Origin of the sequence: Streptomyces sp. NPDC050546 (assembly GCF_044457425.1) — a bacterium.
GTDB lineage: Bacteria > Actinomycetota > Actinomycetes > Streptomycetales > Streptomycetaceae > Streptomyces.
This window is the reverse complement of record NZ_JBITGX010000030.1, coordinates 69,909-85,951: the sequence shown is the minus strand read 5'-3', so window position 1 is coordinate 85,951 and position 16,043 is coordinate 69,909. Positions and strand designations below refer to the sequence as shown.

Sequence of the window (16,043 nt, the reverse complement as noted above, 5' to 3'; positions counted from 1 at the left end):
GGGGGGCGTGTGGGGGGGGTGGGGGGGGTTGTGGGGGGGGGGGGGGGGGTTTTTTTGGGGGGGGGGGGGGGGGGGGGGGGGGGGCGGGGGGGGGGTGTGTGGGGGGGTGGGGGGGGGGGGGGGCGGGGGGGCCCCCCCCCCCCCCACCAAAAGGGGTGAACGGTCGTAACTTTCCCGTGCGGGTCGCGTTCCGTCGCGCTAGGAGATCAAGCGGACACGGATCGTCATACCGCGGCCAACTCCCGTCGCTCCGCCCGGCGTCGCGCGGCGGCCTCCGGGTCGAGCGCCGGTACGGCGGCCAGCAGCTGCCTGGTGTAGGGCTCTCGTGGCGCCCCGTACACCTCGGCGACGGGCCCTTCCTCGACGATTCCGCCCTTCCGCATCACCGCGACCCGGTCGCTGACCTGGCGTACGACGGCCAGGTCGTGCGCGATGAAGACCAGTGCGAGTCCGAGTTCGCGCCGCAACTCCCCCAGCAGGTCGACCACATGCGCCTGGGTGGTGACGTCGAGGGCCGAGACCGGCTCGTCGCAGACGATGACGCGCGGGTCGGCCGCGAGCGCCCGCGCGATCCCGACGCGCTGGCGCTGGCCGCCGCTGAACTCGTGCGGGTAGCGGTCGTGGTGCGCCGCTTCGAGCCCCACGCGCTCCAGCAGTTCCGCCACGCGCTCCCGGATGCGCCCCTGCGCGGACTCGCCGCGGGCGCGGAGCGGATCGGCGATGGACTCGCCCACGCTGCGGCGGGGGTTGAGGGAGGAGACGGGATCCTGGAAGACCATCTGCACAGCCGGGTTCACCCCGGTGTGGGCGCGGCCCTCGAACCTCAGCGATCCGGCCGTCGGCTCCAGCAGCCCTACGAGCATGCGCCCCAGAGTCGTCTTCCCGCTGCCGCTCTCGCCCACGATGCCGAGCGTCTCACCGCGCCGCAGGGTCAGCGACACATCGTCCACGGCCGTGAACGCCCGCTTCCCGCGCCCGAACACGCGCCTCAGGCCGCTCGCCTCCAGCACGACCTCCTCAGCCTGCCCGGCCTGCCCGGCCTGCCCGGCCTGCTCGGCCACCCCGACCTCCCCGGCCTGCTCGGCCTCTCCGTGCGCCGGGGAGGCCTTCCGGGGCGCCGGGGAGGCCTTCCGGGGCGCGTCCAGCCGTGGCACCGCGGCCAGCAGTTCCCGGGTGTACGGCTGGGCCGGCGCGCCCAGCACTCCCGACACCGGGCCGTCCTCGACCGCCCGCCCGTGCCGCATCACCAGCACCTCGTCGACGCTCTCGGCGGCGACGCCCACGTCGTGGGTGACGAGCAGCAGGCCCATGCCGGTCTCCTCGCGCAACGTGTGCAGCAGATCGAGGATCTGGGCCTGGACGGTGACGTCGAGGGCGGTCGTCGGCTCGTCGGCGATCAGCAGACGGGGTTCGCACGCGAGCGCCATGGCGATCAGGGCGCGCTGGCGCATCCCGCCGCTGAACTCGTGCGGCCGGGAACGCGACCGCCGGGCCGCGTCCGGGATGCCCACCCGGTCCAGTACACCGACGGCACGCGCGCGTGCCGCCCGCCGGGACACGCGCGCGTGGGCGCGGTACACCTCGGCGATCTGGTCACCGATCGCGTAGTACGGGTCGAGGGAGGACAGCGGATCCTGGAACACCATCGCGGCCCGGCCGCCGCGCAGCCGCCGCAACTCCTCGTCGGAGGCCCGCTGTACATCGGTGCCGGCCACCTCGACCGAGCCCCCGACCCGCGCTCCCGTGCCGCGGTGCAGGCCGAGCAGGGCGGCCGCCACGGTGGACTTGCCGGAGCCGGACTCGCCGACCAGGGCCAGGGCGGCGCCCTGTTCCAGGCGGAAGGAGAGTCCGTCGACGGCACGCAGGTCGCCGAAGTCCACGCTCAGGTCCGTCACGTCGACCAGGCTCAGGCCGGTCATGTCGGCCAGGCTCATGTCAGCACCACCCGTCGGTCGGCCACCGCGTACAGCACGTCCGCGACAGCGTTGGCCAGAACAACGAAGAAACCGGTCACCAGGACCATCCCGACGACCACCGGCAGGTCGACGACCCGCACCGCGCCCACCAGCGCCTGTCCGATGCCGGGCAGCCCGAAGAGCGTCTCGGTGAGGACGGCACCGCCGAAGAGCACCCCGAGGTTGTTGGCGTTCACGGCGATGAGCGGTGCCACCGCGCCGCGCAGGGCGTGCCGCCCGATGATGGCCCGCTCCCCGATGCCGTACGCGCGGAAGGTCCGTACATGGTCCTCGGCGAGGGTCTCCAGCATCGCGGCCCGGGTCAGCCGGGCGTAGGTGGCCGACTCGATCAGCGCGAGCGACAGCCAGGGCAGCAGCAGGTTCCAGGCCCACTGCTCGGGGTCGTCGGTGAGGGGGACGTACTGCGGGAACGGCAGCAGTTGCAGCTGTCCGCAGACGACGATCATCAGGACCAGGCCGATGACGAAGACGGGCGTGGCCGTGCCGACCAGCGTGAGGCCGGTCAGCAGCCGCTCCGTGAGCCGGCCGCGTCGCCACACCGACAGCACGCCGGTGCCGATGCCGATGACCAGCCACAGCACCATGGCGCCGAGCGCGAGCGAGCCGGTGACCGGCAGCTTCGCCAGGATCAGGTCCGTGACCGGCTGGTCGCTCCGGTACGACAGGCCGAGGCAGGGCGCCGGGCAGTGCTGCACGGAGGTACCGGTCGAGAAGTCCTGGCCGGCGACGAGGCCCGACAGGAAGTGCCAGTACCGCACGTACAACGGGTCGTCGAGCCTCAGCTGCTGGGCGACCTGGTGGACCTGTTCCGGTGAGCAGCGCGGGCCGCAGGTGATCTGGGCGACGTTGCCGGGCGTGGCGTAGAAGACGACGTAGATGATCACGGAGAGGGCGAAGAGGGTGACCAGGGCGCCCAGCAGACGGCGCAGCACGAAACCACCGAAGCCGCTCATGCCGCACCTCCGCCCTTGGCCGCCTTGGCCTCTCCCCTGGCCGCCTTGGCCTCTCCCCTGGCCGCCTTGGCCTCCCGCTTCCGTCCTGTCCCGATGCTCAGCCGTGAGGCCGCGCGCGGGTCGAGGGCGGTGCGCACATCGTCGCCGAGGACGGTCAGGGCCAGCACGGTCACGAACAGCGCGCCCGCGGGCAGCAGCAGGTACTGCGGTGCCGCCTGGTACCAGACGTCGGCCGCGGTGAGCATCTGCCCCCAGGACGGCGTCGGCGGCTTCACGCCCACGCCGAGGAAGGACAGCGCCGCCTCGACGGTGATGTTCTGCGGGATGAGCAGCGCCGAGTACGTGATGACGGGCGCCGCGAGGCCCGGCAGCAGTTCGCGGCGGGCGATCCGCGCGGCGCCCCAGCCGCTGAGCCGTGCCGCGGAGACGTGGTCGAGCTGCTTGAGGGTGAGCGTCTGCGCGCGCACCATCTTGGCCAGCGTGCCCCAGCCGGCGACCAGCCCCACGACGAGGGCGACCAGCACGGGACGCGGGAAGCTCGTGGGCACGATGGCGAGCAGGGCCAGCGCGATGACCATCAGGGGCACGGACAGGAAGATGTCGGCGATCCGGGTGACGGCGAGATCCAGCCAGCGGTTGCCGAGCCCCGCGACGACGCCCAGCACGACACCGAGCAGCACCTGCACCACCGTGGCCGCCAGGGCGACGCCCAGCGACACGCGTGCGCCGTAGGTCAGCCGGGCGAACAGGTCGCGTCCGGTCTGCGGTTCGACGCCGAGCCAGTGATCACCGCTGATGCCGCCGAGCGGGCCGATGGGCACGCCCCCGCGCGCGGAGTCGACCAGGGAGGGGTGGTAGGTGGTCGGGTCCTGGCCCTCCAGCGCCGTGAGCAGGGGCGCGGCGAGCGCGATCAGGACGAGCAGGGCGACGACGGCCGCCGCGACGAGGGCGGCGCGCTGCGTGCGCAGCCGCCGCCAGAACTGACGGGCCCCCGAGGCCCCCGGAGCGGACGCCCCGGGAGCCTCGACGGCGAGAACTGCCTCGCTCACGGCGCTACTTCACCGCGACCTGGGAGATGTCCAGCACACCGGTCCAGTTACTGATCACGATGTTCTTGACGTCCTCGCCGTACAGGCGCTTGTAGACGGGGTGGAACAGCGGGACGGTCAGGGCCTTCTCGCCGATCTTCTTGTCCAGCGCGCCCCACCTCTTGGCGGCCTGGTCAAGATCCGTCAACTTGTTGATCGCGTCAATCTCGGCATTGACCGACTTGTCGTTCAGCTGGCCCGTGTTGAAGTTCGCGCCGTCCTTGACGATCTGCCGACCGTCGAAGATCGGGGCGAGGAACGGACCGCCGGAGGGCCAGTCGGCACCCCAGTGGGCGAGGAAGAAGCCCGGCTCGGTCTTCACGTTGTGGATCTTGTCGGAGTAGTCGTTCTCCTCCAGCCCCTGGAGCTTGACCGTGATGCCGGCCTTCTTGAGCGCGTCCTGGACGGCGGTCGCGATCTCCGGGCTGGTCTCGAAGTCCTGGGCGTTGGAGTGCGTCAGCGTGACGGTGAGCCCGTCCGGATGACCGGCTTCCCTCAGCAGCTCCCTGGCCTTCTGCGGATCACCGCTCTTCCCCGCCGGGAACAGGTCGTAGGGCGTGTGCCCGAAGGACTTCTGGTCGGGCAGGAAGGTGGTCGCGGGCTCCGCGAGCGCCGAACCGCCGGCGGCGTTCACCACCGACGACCGGTCGAGAGCGTACGAGATCGCCTGCCGCACCTTGACATCGTCGAACGGCTTGATGGCCGGGTTGAACGCGATGTAGTTGGTGTAGCCGAAGTGCCCGGTGCCGACGCGGGCGGCGAGCTCCTTGTCGCCGGTGACCTTGGCCAGCTCGGCCGGGCCGAGGTTGGTGTCCGTGGTGACCGCCGCGGCGTCCGCTCCCTGGGACGCGGACAGCCGCTGGTTGATCACGGAGGAGTCGAGCCCGGAGCGTACGTCGATCTTGTCCGGGTAGGCCTTGCGTTCGGCGTCGGTCGAGGCGGACCAGTGGGTGTTGCGCTCCAGGGTCAGCCGCTCACCGTCGTTCTCGTTCCGCACGACCTTGTACGGCCCGGAGGAGACCGGGTGCTCCTCGTACTTCGTGCCCGTGTCCTTGCCCTTCGGGACGGGCGTGAACTGCGTCTGCGTCGCCAGGTACGGGAACTCGCCCTCGGGTTTGTTCAGGTGGAAGACGATGGTCCGCTCGTCCGGCGTCGCGATCGCGTCGAGGCCCTTCTTGTCCTTGTAGGGGCCCTGGTAGTCGGCGGCCCCGACCAGCCAGTCCCGCAGGTAGGGGGCGCCGCCCGACAGCTCGGGGGCGAAGGAGCGCTCGATGCCGTACTTGATGTCGGCCGAGGTGATCGGGGTGCCGTCCTCGTACTTGAGGCCCTTCTTCAGGGTGTACGTCCACACCTTCGCGTCCTTGCTGGGTCGCCCGGTGTCGGTGGCGAGGTCGGGGACGACCTCGGTACCCGCGGCGCCGTCCTCGCGGTTGCGGGTGGTGAGCGTGCGGAAGACTAGGGACGGGACGTTGCCGCCGCCGGAGGTGTACAGGCGTGCCGGGTCGAAGTCCTCCTGAGGGGTGGCGTTCAGGACCGTGAGGGTGCCGCCCTTGTGGGGCGTGGAGTCACCGCCGGCGCCCTTGGCATCGTTGTCCTTCGGCCCGCAGGCGGCGGCACCCGCTGCCAGGACCAGGCTGACGGATGCCGCGGCCACGCGGCGCGCTGTGACGGACGGTTGGCGCATCGGAATGACGACCTCTCGATGATGTCTCGGATCCCGAGACGAGATGACGAAGGGTGAGACGAAAGAAGACAGACGTCTGCCCGGCGCCGGGTCGTCGAAGTAGCCATGGCCGAAACAGCCATGGCCGAAACAACCGTGGCAGAAGAAGCCGTGACCGAGGAAGCCGTGACCGGCTCACGGAGGTCATGGGATTTCGCGACGCGCGCCTGTGGCGGGCGTCAGCAACAGTGAATGTCGGCCACGCAGAGCGGGGTCACGCCGATGAGCGCCAGCTCGATGGCGGCGCGAACGGAGGCGGGACGGGGCGACATGCGCAGAAATATGTACGACTTTTCTGCGCATGTCAACGCGCGACGCGGGCCCGCCCCGGCGCTGCCCGTCAATTCCCGCCCCGGTGCTGCCCGTCAATTCCCGGGGTAGGCCCAGGGGTTGGGACGGCAGCGAATGCCGTCATGGTCGAGGAACTTGGTCTGCTGCTGCATCACCGGCGCGAGGTCGCCGTCCTTGTCGCAGGTGACGTGGTTGTAGCCGAGGCGGTGTCCGACCTCGTGGTTGATCAGCATCTGCCGGTAGGCGTGGATCTTGTCGCCGTACGTCGGCGAACCCTGCGCCCACCGGTAGGCGTTGATCATCACGCGCTCGGTCGCGGCCGAGTCGCAGGAGACGTTGTCCACGGTGGTGTCGAGGCCGGACTTGGCACACCAGTCGGCGGTCGTGCCGGGGCTGGCGAGAGTGATCACGAAGTCGGGATTGCCGGAGTAGACGCGCTCGAAGGTGTGCGCTCCGTTGTGGGCCCAGCTGCGCTGGTCGTTGAGCGTCTTCTGCACGGCCTCGGCGAAGAGCTCGCCGTCCAGCCCGAGTCCCTGCTCCACGTCCACGCGGTAGGTGTGCTTCTGCCCCTGACCGGGCGCCTTCGCGATTCCGGGGACGGCGTCGAACTTGCCCGAGCCCTTGAGCTTGGCGCCGAGCGGGTACGTCCTGGCCATCTTCTCGTCGTACGTGAGCGGCTTCGCGTCGGATTCCGGGGCGGGGGTCTGCCCGCCGCCGTGGGGCGCGGGGTCCCGGGCGTCGCGCGCCTGGTCGGTGGCGGACTGCGACTGCACCCCGGCACCGCCCTGGTCGTCGGCGACCTGGCCGGCGACGACCACGGCCAGCACGGTGGTGACGGCGGCGGCCGCGATGCCGGTGAAGGTACGGCCCTTGCCGCCCTTGACCGGCGGCGCGGGCACACCGGTCGGCTCCGCGTCGTCGCGGTCGCGGTCACGGTCGAAGTCGCGGTCGTAGCCGTCGAAGGGGGTGCCGGCCGGAGCACCCGCGTTCCAGTCCGTGACGGAGGCGTAGGCGTCCGCCGCGTGTGCGGAGGCGGCCGTACGGGGCGCGAAGACGTCGTCGCCTTCGCCGAAGGCGTCGACGTACTCCTGCCGAGGCCCGGGCACGGACGCCCGCCGCTGCCGCGGTATCGGAGCGGCGCCGCGGCCGTTCTCCCTCAACTCACCCCAGCCGCCGCCGGGTTCCCGCTGCTCGGGGTGGCCGCCCCGGGCATGGGGGAAGCCGTGCGCGGGCGTGCCGTCGGGCAGGCGCGGAACGCCGCGCCCCGGACCACCGTCCGGACGCCATCCGTCCGGCAGCTGCGGCATCCCGTACGGCGGCGTGCCGGAGCCCGGCGTGGGCCCGGAACCCGGCGCGGGCCGCGGCCCCGGCGTACGGCGAGGCCCGGCGCCCGGTGGCGGCCAGCCGCCCTGTCCGGCGCCGGGCGGTGCCGTCCGGCCTCCCCGGCTCGGGTCGGGCGCCTGGCCCTGCCCTGGTCTCTCTCCCTGCGCCGCACCGGCCCGGTCGTCCCGTACTGCGGTCGCGTCCGCGGTGTCGCCCTTGGCGACGGCCCCGCGGCGGCTGTGGCGTCCCACGTCGCGCCTCAGCCCCCCATGCTCTCGTCGGTGCTTTCTCTGTCGACGGCGTCGGCCCGGGCCCGCTCTGCGCGCCGCGTGCCCAACTCTCCGGAATCCGTGAGGAGTTCACGAAACGCCAGGGCCACCGTCTCCGGGTACTCCATCATGGCCACGTGCCCCGCGTCCGGCAACGTCACCAGCCGCGAGTCGCGAAAGGCCCGGGCCGCCTTCTGGGCCATGCGGAAGCCGACCAGTTGGTCACGGCCACCGTAGACGAGGAGGGTCGGCGCGAGAACGCGCTCGGCCTGGCGCCACAGCCCCTGCTGACCGCCCAGCGTGTACGCGTTGACGATCCCGCGCGCGGACCGCGCCATCGCGTCCCAGAAGTACGGCAGCCGAAGCCGCCGCTCCATCTCCTGCACGGCGTTGCGGAAACCTTCCGGCGTCACCATGCCCGGATCCCCGTAACACAGCGCCATCACACCGCGCACCCGCTGCTCCGCCGTCCAGGCGCGGGTGAGACGGGTGAAGAGCAGGGCGACACCGGGCACCGCCAGCAGCCCCGTGGGCACGGCGGAGCGCTGCACGCGGATTTCCGGCAGGGCAGGCGACACGAGCGTGAGCGTACGGACGAGATCGGGCCGTACCGCGGCGACACGGGTGGTGATGGCGCCACCGAGCGAGTTCCCGAACAGGTGGACGGGACCGCGCCCGGAGGCGTCGAGGTAACGGATGACCGCACGCGCGTGCCCCGTGACGGAGTAGTCGCCGTCGTCCGGCGGCGGGGAGTCACCGAAGCCCGGCAGGTCGACGGCCTCGCTGTCGACGACCCCCTCCAGCAGCGGCATCAGCGCCGACCAGTTCTGCGAGGAACCGCCCAGCCCGTGCACATAGAGCGCGGGAGGCAGCCCCTCGCGCGCGGGTGGTCGCGAGCGCACCGTCAGCGTGACCCCGGGCAGCTCGGCCGACCTCAGCCGCTCGCCCTCCGCGACCCTGACGCCCCCCACCTTCGGCAGCACATTGGCGGGCGGCACGAACGGCAGCTCGGTCGAAGACATGCGGCAATGTTACGAGACGATCACGCAGTGGCTCATGTGTTCGCCTGTGTTCGCCGTCACAAGAATCGGACAGGAGCAGTTCAGGGGATGCGCACTGCGTCACACCCCGGACGCGGATCGCATAGCGTCCGGATCGGGTGTCTCCTAGGCTCGTACAGAGGGCACCCGCGTGTGGCCCCTGCATCCTCAGGGACGTTCGTAGGAAGGGAGCCCAGCATGGCCGTAGACCCCACCGACCCCGAGACATTCGAGGCCGAGGACGCGCCTCAGGCGCAGGAGTACGACGTCGAGGCCCCCGAGGTCGACGCGGCCGAGCAGCACGCGGACCTCGCACCGGACCGCGACGACCCGCTGACCGGTGTCGAGCCGGACCGCGCCAACGAGGCCGACCTGGCGGAGCAGGCCCGGGTCGTCTCCCTCGACGAGGACGACTACCGGTGACGCTCCCCCACCGGGGGCGGCAAGCAGCGCTGTTGAACAGGAAAGAGGCTGCATTTTGCCCGCTCTGCCCCTGTTTGAAACCTTCGCAACCGCTTTCGCGACCGTCCGGTCCGTGAAATTCTGCGCTCTCACCGCGCACACCACGGTTACCGAAAAGTACGATGGCGACGCGGCCAGATCCGCACGTGGACGACTATGGGAGGCGGCGTGACAGCCATCGAGCAGACAGAGGCGGTTCGCCCGCGGGGCACACGCCTGCCACGCCGTGCCCGACGGAACCAGCTCCTGGGAGCCGCCCAGGAGGTCTTCGTGGCCCAGGGCTATCACGCGGCGGCGATGGACGACATCGCCGAGCGCGCGGGCGTCAGCAAGCCGGTGCTCTACCAGCACTTCCCGGGCAAGCTCGACCTCTATCTCGCACTGCTCGACCAGCACTGCGAGTCGCTCATCCAGGCCGTGCGCCACGCGCTGGCCTCGACGTCGGACAACAAGCAGCGCGTCCGGGCGACGATGGACGCGTACTTCGCGTACGTCGAGGACGACGGCGGTGCCTTCCGCCTGGTCTTCGAGTCGGACCTGACGAACGAGCCCGCCGTGCGCGAGCGCGTCGACAAGGTCACCAACGAGTGCGCGGAGGCGATCTGCGACGTCATCGCCGAGGACACCGGCCTGTCGCGAGCGGAGTCGATGCTGCTCGCCTCGGGCCTGGGCGGCCTGGCCCAGGTCGTCGCGCGGTCCTGGCTGCACAGCGACCGCAGTGTGCCCCGCGACCAGGCGGTGCAGCTGCTGACCTCGCTGGCCTGGCGCGGCATCGCGGGCTTCCCGCTGCACGGGACCGATCACCACTGACGGGCGCTCTGTTCCCGCCCGATGTTCGCTCGTGGCGTTCTCGGGCGGGGACTGAAGGTCCCCTCGCCGGGCTAATGTGTGCTGCGTACGGCGCGGAAGGTCGCGCACATCACTGACCGTCGGAGGGACATAGCCGTGGAGGTCAAGATCGGCGTGCAGCACGCGCCCCGCGAGATCGTTCTGGAGAGCGGTCAGAGTCCCGAGGAGGTCGAGCGCGTTGTGGCCGAGGCACTGGCCGGAAAGTCGCAGCTGCTGAGCCTCGTGGACGAACACGGCCGCAAGATCCTGGTCCCGGCCGACCGTCTCGCGTACGTCGAGATCGGCGAGCCGGCCCCGCGCAAGGTGGGCTTCGGCGCGCTGTAGGCGCGTGAGTGCAGCGGGGCGGGACGGCCAACGGCCGTCCCGCCCCGTTCGCGTTCTCCGGGTCCCCGTGGGGCACCTGGGTTCCTCCACGGATGGAGCACAGAGCACGCACAGAAGGGGATTGGATTCCGCAGGTCAGGGGTAAGACGGGCTACGACCGATTTGGGCAGGCCGGCCATGTGGGAGGGACCCCGACATGCTCCTGGAAGCGTTGAGCTCCGCGATCCTCGGCCTGGCTCTGGCCTGGGCGGCCACCCAACGCCTGTCGCACAGGCTCCCGGCCCGCCCCCTGGTCCTGTCGACCGGTGTCGCCGGAGCTCTCTTCGGAGCCTTCGTCATGCACAGCGCGCTGGAGGCCGGGCACCTGCTGCTGGTCCTGCTCGGCGCGGTGATCGTCTCGGTGGCCTCGCTGTCGCTGCTGCTGCGCCCGACGGGCCGCCACCTGCGCCGACGATCAGCCACGGCGTAGCCGGAGCCGCCAGAGACGGCGGACAACGCCCCTGAAAGGGGCGCGGGGAACTGCGCGACCAGCCACCGGCGGCCCGCAGCCTCCCACACAGCCCGAGGGAGCACACACCACCTCAGGGGCACGGACAACGCCCTGAAGGGGCGCGGGGAACTGCGCGACCAGCCACCGGCGGCCCGCAGCCTCCCCGCAGCCCGCGGGAGCACACACCGCGCTCATGCCGACAGCCGCGATGTGGCCGAACCCCCCTGGCGGACCGCTACGCGGCCAGCCCCAGCGCGGCCATCCGCTTGGTGTGGGCCTCGGTGATCCGGGAGAACATCTTGCCGACCTCGGCCAGGTCGAAGCCGTCCGCGACGCCGCCCACCAGCATGGTCGACAGCGCGTCCCGGTCGGCGACCACCCGCTGGGACTGCGACAGGGCCTCGCCCATCAGCCGCCGCGCCCACAGCGCGAGCCGCCCGCCCACGCGCGGATCGGCGTCGATGGCGGCCCGCACCTTCTCCACGGCGAAGCCGCCGTGGCCGGTGTCGTCGAGCACGGCGAGCACGAGGTCGCGGGAGTCGGAGTCCAGGCGGGCGGCGACCTCCCGGTAGAAGTCGCTGGCGATGGAGTCGCCGACGTACGCCTTGACGAGTCCCTCCAGCCAGTCCGAGGGAGCCGTCTGCTTGTGGAACCCGTCATAGGCGCCGACGAACGGCTCCATCGCCCGCGTCGGCTCCTCCCCGATCTCGGCGAGCCGGTCGCGCAGCCTCTCGAAGTGGTGGAACTCGGCCGACGCCATCTTCGCCAGCTCCGCCTTGTCCGCCAGCGTCGGCGCCAGCTTGGCGTCCTCCGCGAGCCGCTCGAACGCCGCCAGCTCCCCGTACGCGAGCGCGCCGAGCAGGTCCACGACAGCGGCGCGGTACTGCGGGTCGGCGGAGGCCGTCGCCCAGTCCCGGGCGGCGACTCCGGTGTGTTCGGCCGGGGTGGCGGTGGTGTCCGAGGCGTTCTCAGGCTTGTCAGAGCTCGTCATGAAGCGCACAATAGCCCGCCCGCCTGGAGGCGTAAGGCCCTGGTCAATCACTGTGACAACGGCTACGTGACCAGATCGGCCATCGCATGTGCGGGAATCCGGGGTATGGTGGTAATGCGCCTGCTGGTACTTCGACGTACCTCGACAGGCCGCACGTATGAGGATGCCCGGTCGGTGGCCCGATCGGCTCCGACCCGACAGACCTCCGCGTCCGTACGGCACTGTGCGTACGGAGCCCGGAGGGACACCCTCAGCGGTACGAGCGCTAGAGCGTCGACAGTGGTCCCGTGCCCAACGGCACCGCCGCAAGGCCGCCGACGTCCCCGGCACGGTCCGTACACGACCCCCGCGCTCGCCTCGCACCGCCCCACACAGAAGAGGCAGCACCCTGACTACGACGTTCCGAGAGCTCGGAATCCTCCCCGAGACCGCCGAGGCCCTTGAGGCCGTCGGCATCACCACCCCCTTCCCCATCCAGGAGATGACGCTCCCCGTGGCCCTCTCGGGCACGGACGTCATCGGCCAGGCCAAGACCGGCACCGGCAAGACGCTGGGCTTCGGCCTCCCGCTCCTCGAGCGCGTCACCGTCCCCGCCGATGTCGAGGCCGGACGCGCCAAGCCCGAGGACCTCACCGACACCCCGCAGGCGCTCGTCGTCGTCCCCACGCGCGAGCTGTGCCAGCAGGTGACCAACGACCTCCTGACGGCCGGCAAGGCCCGTAACGTGCGCGTGACGGCGATCTACGGCGGCCGGGCCTACGAGCCCCAGGTCGAGGCCCTGAAGAAGGGCGTCGACGTGGTCATCGGCACCCCGGGCCGGCTGCTCGACCTCGCCGGGCAGAAGAAGCTGAACCTGAAGCACGTCAAGTGCCTGGTCCTCGACGAGGCCGACGAGATGCTCGACCTGGGCTTCCTGCCCGACGTCGAGAAGATCATCAACATGCTTCCGGTGCGGCGCCAGACGATGCTGTTCTCGGCCACCATGCCGGGCGCGGTCATCGGCCTGGCCCGCCGCTACATGTCGCAGCCCACGCACATCCGCGCCACGACGCCGGACGACGCGGGCGCGACGGTCGCGAACACCAAGCAGTTCATCTACCGCGCGCACAACATGGACAAGCCCGAGATGGTCTCGCGCATCCTGCAGGCCGACGGCCGCGGTCTCGCGATGGTCTTCTGCCGGACGAAGCGGACGGCGGCGGATCTCGCCGACCAGCTCAAGCAGCGCGGCTTCGCCTCCGGCGCGGTCCACGGCGACCTCGGCCAGGGCGCCCGCGAGCAGGCCCTGCGCGCCTTCCGCAACGGCAAGGTGGACGTGCTCGTCTGCACCGACGTCGCCGCCCGCGGCATCGACGTCGAGGGCGTGACCCACGTCATCAACTACCAGTCGCCGGAAGAGGAGAAAACGTACCTGCACCGCATCGGCCGTACGGGCCGAGCGGGCGCGAAGGGAACGGCGATCACGCTCGTCGACTGGGACGACATCCCGCGCTGGCAGCTGATCAACAAGGCGCTGGAGCTGGGCTTCAACGACCCGCCGGAGACGTACTCCACGTCCCCGCACCTCTTCTCCGACCTCGGCATCCCCGAGGGCACGAAGGGCATCCTGCCGCGCTCGGAGCGCAAGCGCGCCGGGCTGGACGCGGAGGAGCTGGAGGACCTGGGCGAGCCGGGCGGCCGGGGGCCGCGCGGGCGCGGCGGCCGGAATGGCCGTGGCGGGCGGGACGAGTCCCGGCCGGCCGAGCGCGAGCGTTCCGAGCGCACGCCGCGACGCCGTCGCCGTACGCGCGGCGGAGCCGCGCTGGGCGGGGCGCCGGAGACCGCCGGTAGCACCGCTCCGGACACCACGGCCGCCGGCGGCACCGCCGAGGCGGACGCCGTCACGGCTCCGCGCACCCCGCGTCGTCGCCGCCGCACCCGCGGTGGTGCCCAGGCCGAGGCGGCGCCGGTCACGGCCGTCGAGTCCGCACCGTCCGAGCAGGCGGCGAACGCCGTGGCGACGGCGGAGGGCACGAGCGCGGAGACGCCCGAGGCGGCGAAGCCGCGCCGGCGCCGTACGCGCCGGTCGGAGACGCCGGTGGTGACGCCGGTGGAGACGCCGATGGCGGAGACCGAGGCCGCGGTGACGCCGTCGGCCACGGAGTCCGCGGCCGACGCGGAGGCCCCGGTGGCCGCGCAGCCCGAGGCTTCCGCCGGCAAGCCGCGTCGCCGCACCCGCAAGAGCACGGCGGCGGCAGCGGCCGAGGCGGCGGTCGACACGGCCGAGGGGACCACCGAGTCCGTCGCGGAGCCGGTGGAGACCAAGCCGCGCCGTACCCGCAAGACGGCCGCGAAGGCCGAGGCCCCCGCCGACACGGCGGAGGCCACGGAGACCAAGCCGCGCCGTACGCGGAAGACCGCGGCAGCGGCGGAAGCCGCCGTGGACACGGCAGAGGCCGCAGAGGTGAAGCCGAGGCGTACGCGCAAGGCGACGGCAGCGGCCGAAGCCGCCGTCGACGTGGCCGAGGCCGCCGAGGCCAAGCCCCGTCGCACGCGGAAGACCGCCGCAGCGGCCGAGGCCCCCGCCGACACGGCCGAGGCCACGGAGACCAAGCCGCGTCGTACGCGCAAGACCGCGGCGGCGGCCGAGGCAGCCGTCGACACGGCGGAGGGCGCGGAGGCCAAGCCGCGCCGCCGCACCCGCAAGGCCGCCGAGGCCGCTGGGGCGGTCGAGACCGTCGCCGCCGGGATCCCGGCCCAGACGGCTCAGGAGCCCGAGGCCGTGGAGGCCAAGCCGCGCCGTGCCCGCAAGGCCGCACCCAAGGCCGAGGCGAGCGTCGACACGGCCGAGGCGGCCGAGGCGAAGCCGCGCCGCACGCGGAAGACGGCCACCGCGGCTCCGGATGCCGAAGCTGCGGAGGCCAAGCCGCGTCGTACGCGCAAGACCGCCGCGGCGGCCGAGGCAGCCGTCGACACGGCCGAGGGCGCGGAGGCCAAGCCGCGCCGCCGCACCCGCAAGGCCGCCGAGGCCGCTGGGGCGGTCGAGACCGTCACCGCCGGGATCCCGGCCCAGACGGCCCAGGAGCCCGAGGCCGTGGAGGCCAAGCCGCGCCGTACCCGGAAGACGGCCGCTGCTGCCGCCACGGCCTCCGCCGAAGGCGCGGCCGAGGCGAAGCCCAAGGCCCGCCGCACCCGCAAGGCCACGGCCACCGCGGAGCCCACGGAGGGCTGACACTCCGCCCGACGGCCCGGTCCCACCCAGGTGGGGCCGGGCCGTCGGCGTTCCCGCGGGCGCAAGCCCACCCGTCGGAGACCGTTCCCGCAGACGCAAGCCACCCGTCGGAGACCGCACCCCACCCGCTACCCTCAGCCCGTGAGCAGGCAAGCCACCTTCACCCCGCCCCCGGGCGCCCGCGCCTATCCCCTGCGCACGGCCCGCGGTGAGTTCGCCGTCGTCGACTCGTCGCCGAAGGCGGGTGCGCGGATCAGAGGGGTCGTCCTGATGCTGCCCGGATTCACCGGGAGCAAGGAGGACTTCAGCCTGCTTCACGAGCCGCTCGGAGAGCGCGGGTACCGGGTCGTCGCCGTGGACGGGCGGGGGCAGCACGAGTCGGACGGGCCGGTGTCCGACGAATCCGCCTATGGCCAGCGGGAACTGGCCCAGGACGTGCTAGCGCAGGCCGAGGCGGTCGGCGTTCCCGTGCACCTCGTCGGGCACTCGTTCGGCGGGCAGATCGCCCGTGCGGCCGTACTGCTCGACCACGCCCCCTTTCTCTCCCTCACCCTGGTCTCGTCCGGCCCTGCGGAGATCTCCGTCTCCCAGCAGCAGCGCGTGAAGCTGCTGCGGGACGCGCTCGCCGTGATGTCGATGGAGGAGGTCTGGGAGGCGATCCAGGCCATGGGGCCGCCGGAGGAGGTCGGCGGGCCCGCGCGCGGCATCGGCGACCAGGACCAGTTGCGCCGACGCTGGCTGGGCAACAAGCCCGCCCAACTGCGCGCGACCGGACGCCAGTTGTGCACCGAGCCGGACCGCGTCAGCGAACTCGCCGCCGTACCGCTGCCGTTCCACGTCCTGTCGGGGGCGCACGACGACACCTGGCCGGTGGCGATCCTCGACGACATGGCCCTGCGGCTGCACGCGCACCGCACGGTCATCACGGGAGCCGAGCACTCCCCCAACGCCGACCGGCCCCTGCCGATGGCCCGCGCCCTCGCCGACTTCTGGGACAGCGCCCGGACGGTCTAGCACGGCGCACTCGGACGGTCCGGAACCGGCACACCAGGA

Annotated in this window: 14 protein-coding genes; 6 read left to right on the top strand and 8 right to left on the bottom strand. The window is 72.3% G+C overall.

What is annotated here, in order from left to right; all coding sequences use genetic code 11:
* Positions 1 to 224: 224 nt before the first annotated feature.
* The 7 genes from ACIBK5_RS42820 to ACIBK5_RS42790 form a co-directional block, all read right to left on the bottom strand.
* The gene (locus ACIBK5_RS42820; protein WP_399028797.1) at positions 225 to 1,934 is read right to left on the bottom strand and encodes a dipeptide ABC transporter ATP-binding protein; all 1,710 of its coding nucleotides are present in this window, start codon (positions 1,932 to 1,934) and stop codon (positions 225 to 227) included.
* Positions 1,931 to 2,929, bottom strand: coding sequence for an ABC transporter permease (locus ACIBK5_RS42815; protein ID WP_399028795.1), 999 nt, complete (start codon positions 2,927 to 2,929; stop codon positions 1,931 to 1,933). Before ACIBK5_RS42815 ends, ACIBK5_RS42820 begins: the two co-directional genes overlap by 4 nt.
* Positions 2,926 to 3,978 (bottom strand): ABC transporter permease, encoded by a 1,053-nt coding sequence (locus tag ACIBK5_RS42810; RefSeq protein WP_399028793.1) that lies wholly within the window; start codon positions 3,976 to 3,978, stop codon positions 2,926 to 2,928. The genes ACIBK5_RS42815 and ACIBK5_RS42810 overlap by 4 nt, the downstream gene beginning before the upstream one ends.
* A 4-nt stretch (positions 3,979 to 3,982) precedes the next feature.
* A complete protein-coding gene (locus ACIBK5_RS42805; protein ID WP_399028791.1) occupies positions 3,983 to 5,701 on the bottom strand; it encodes an ABC transporter substrate-binding protein in 1,719 nt (572 codons plus the stop codon).
* A gap of 218 nt (positions 5,702 to 5,919) precedes the next feature.
* On the bottom strand, positions 5,920 to 6,012 hold the full coding sequence (locus tag ACIBK5_RS42800; RefSeq protein ID WP_310851085.1) for an Ms4533A family Cys-rich leader peptide: 93 nt from the start codon (positions 6,010 to 6,012) through the stop codon (positions 5,920 to 5,922).
* A gap of 93 nt (positions 6,013 to 6,105) precedes the next feature.
* Complete coding sequence (locus ACIBK5_RS42795) at positions 6,106 to 7,605, bottom strand: DUF3152 domain-containing protein (RefSeq protein WP_399028789.1); 1,500 nt, start codon at positions 7,603 to 7,605, stop codon at positions 6,106 to 6,108.
* 8 nt (positions 7,606 to 7,613) lie between these two features.
* Entirely contained in the window at positions 7,614 to 8,645 is a 1,032-nt protein-coding gene (locus tag ACIBK5_RS42790) for an alpha/beta fold hydrolase (protein ID WP_399028787.1), read from the bottom strand.
* A 216-nt stretch (positions 8,646 to 8,861) separates the two neighbouring features.
* On the opposite strand from ACIBK5_RS42790, the gene ACIBK5_RS42785 reads away from it, so the two are divergent.
* From ACIBK5_RS42785 to ACIBK5_RS42770, 4 genes are all read left to right on the top strand, one after another.
* Entirely contained in the window at positions 8,862 to 9,086 is a 225-nt protein-coding gene (locus ACIBK5_RS42785) for a hypothetical protein (protein ID WP_382490405.1), read from the top strand.
* Positions 9,087 to 9,293: 207 nt separating this feature from the next.
* The gene (locus ACIBK5_RS42780) at positions 9,294 to 9,935 is read left to right on the top strand and encodes a TetR family transcriptional regulator (RefSeq protein WP_391110556.1); all 642 of its coding nucleotides are present in this window, start codon (positions 9,294 to 9,296) and stop codon (positions 9,933 to 9,935) included.
* Positions 9,936 to 10,070: 135 nt separating this feature from the next.
* Entirely contained in the window at positions 10,071 to 10,298 is a 228-nt protein-coding gene (locus ACIBK5_RS42775) for a DUF3107 domain-containing protein (RefSeq protein ID WP_189723087.1), read from the top strand.
* A 196-nt stretch (positions 10,299 to 10,494) separates the two neighbouring features.
* Positions 10,495 to 10,767, top strand: a complete 273-nt coding sequence (locus tag ACIBK5_RS42770; protein WP_382490401.1) for a hypothetical protein — start codon at positions 10,495 to 10,497, stop codon at positions 10,765 to 10,767.
* Positions 10,768 to 11,023: 256 nt separating this feature from the next.
* Here the strand turns inward: ACIBK5_RS42770 and ACIBK5_RS42765 are convergent, their stop codons facing one another.
* Complete coding sequence (locus tag ACIBK5_RS42765; protein WP_189723085.1) at positions 11,024 to 11,779, bottom strand: ferritin-like fold-containing protein; 756 nt, start codon at positions 11,777 to 11,779, stop codon at positions 11,024 to 11,026.
* Positions 11,780 to 12,260: 481 nt separating this feature from the next.
* Here ACIBK5_RS42765 and ACIBK5_RS42760 point away from each other — a divergent pair, with 481 nt between their 5' ends.
* A complete protein-coding gene (locus tag ACIBK5_RS42760; RefSeq protein WP_399028783.1) occupies positions 12,261 to 14,990 on the top strand; it encodes a DEAD/DEAH box helicase in 2,730 nt (909 codons plus the stop codon).
* Between the two features lie 141 nt (positions 14,991 to 15,131).
* Entirely contained in the window at positions 15,132 to 16,004 is an 873-nt protein-coding gene (locus tag ACIBK5_RS42755; RefSeq protein WP_399028781.1) for an alpha/beta fold hydrolase, read from the top strand.
* Positions 16,005 to 16,043 lie beyond the last annotated feature (39 nt).

Excerpts from the sequence above, each read along its gene's own strand:
- ACIBK5_RS42765 (WP_189723085.1), bottom strand. The coding sequence starts at position 11,779 with ATGACGAGCTCTGACAAGCCTGAGAACGCCTCGGACACCACCGCCACC.
- ACIBK5_RS42815 (WP_399028795.1), bottom strand. The coding sequence starts at position 2,929 with ATGAGCGGCTTCGGTGGTTTCGTGCTGCGCCGTCTGCTGGGCGCCCTG.
- ACIBK5_RS42805 (WP_399028791.1), bottom strand. The coding sequence starts at position 5,701 with ATGCGCCAACCGTCCGTCACAGCGCGCCGCGTGGCCGCGGCATCCGTC.
- ACIBK5_RS42800 (WP_310851085.1), bottom strand. The coding sequence starts at position 6,012 with ATGTCGCCCCGTCCCGCCTCCGTTCGCGCCGCCATCGAGCTGGCGCTC.
- ACIBK5_RS42760 (WP_399028783.1), top strand. The coding sequence starts at position 12,261 with ATGACGCTCCCCGTGGCCCTCTCGGGCACGGACGTCATCGGCCAGGCC.
- ACIBK5_RS42820 (WP_399028797.1), bottom strand. The coding sequence starts at position 1,934 with ATGAGCCTGGCCGACATGACCGGCCTGAGCCTGGTCGACGTGACGGAC.
- ACIBK5_RS42785 (WP_382490405.1), top strand. The coding sequence starts at position 8,862 with ATGGCCGTAGACCCCACCGACCCCGAGACATTCGAGGCCGAGGACGCG.
- ACIBK5_RS42790 (WP_399028787.1), bottom strand. The coding sequence starts at position 8,645 with ATGTCTTCGACCGAGCTGCCGTTCGTGCCGCCCGCCAATGTGCTGCCG.
- ACIBK5_RS42770 (WP_382490401.1), top strand. The coding sequence starts at position 10,495 with ATGCTCCTGGAAGCGTTGAGCTCCGCGATCCTCGGCCTGGCTCTGGCC.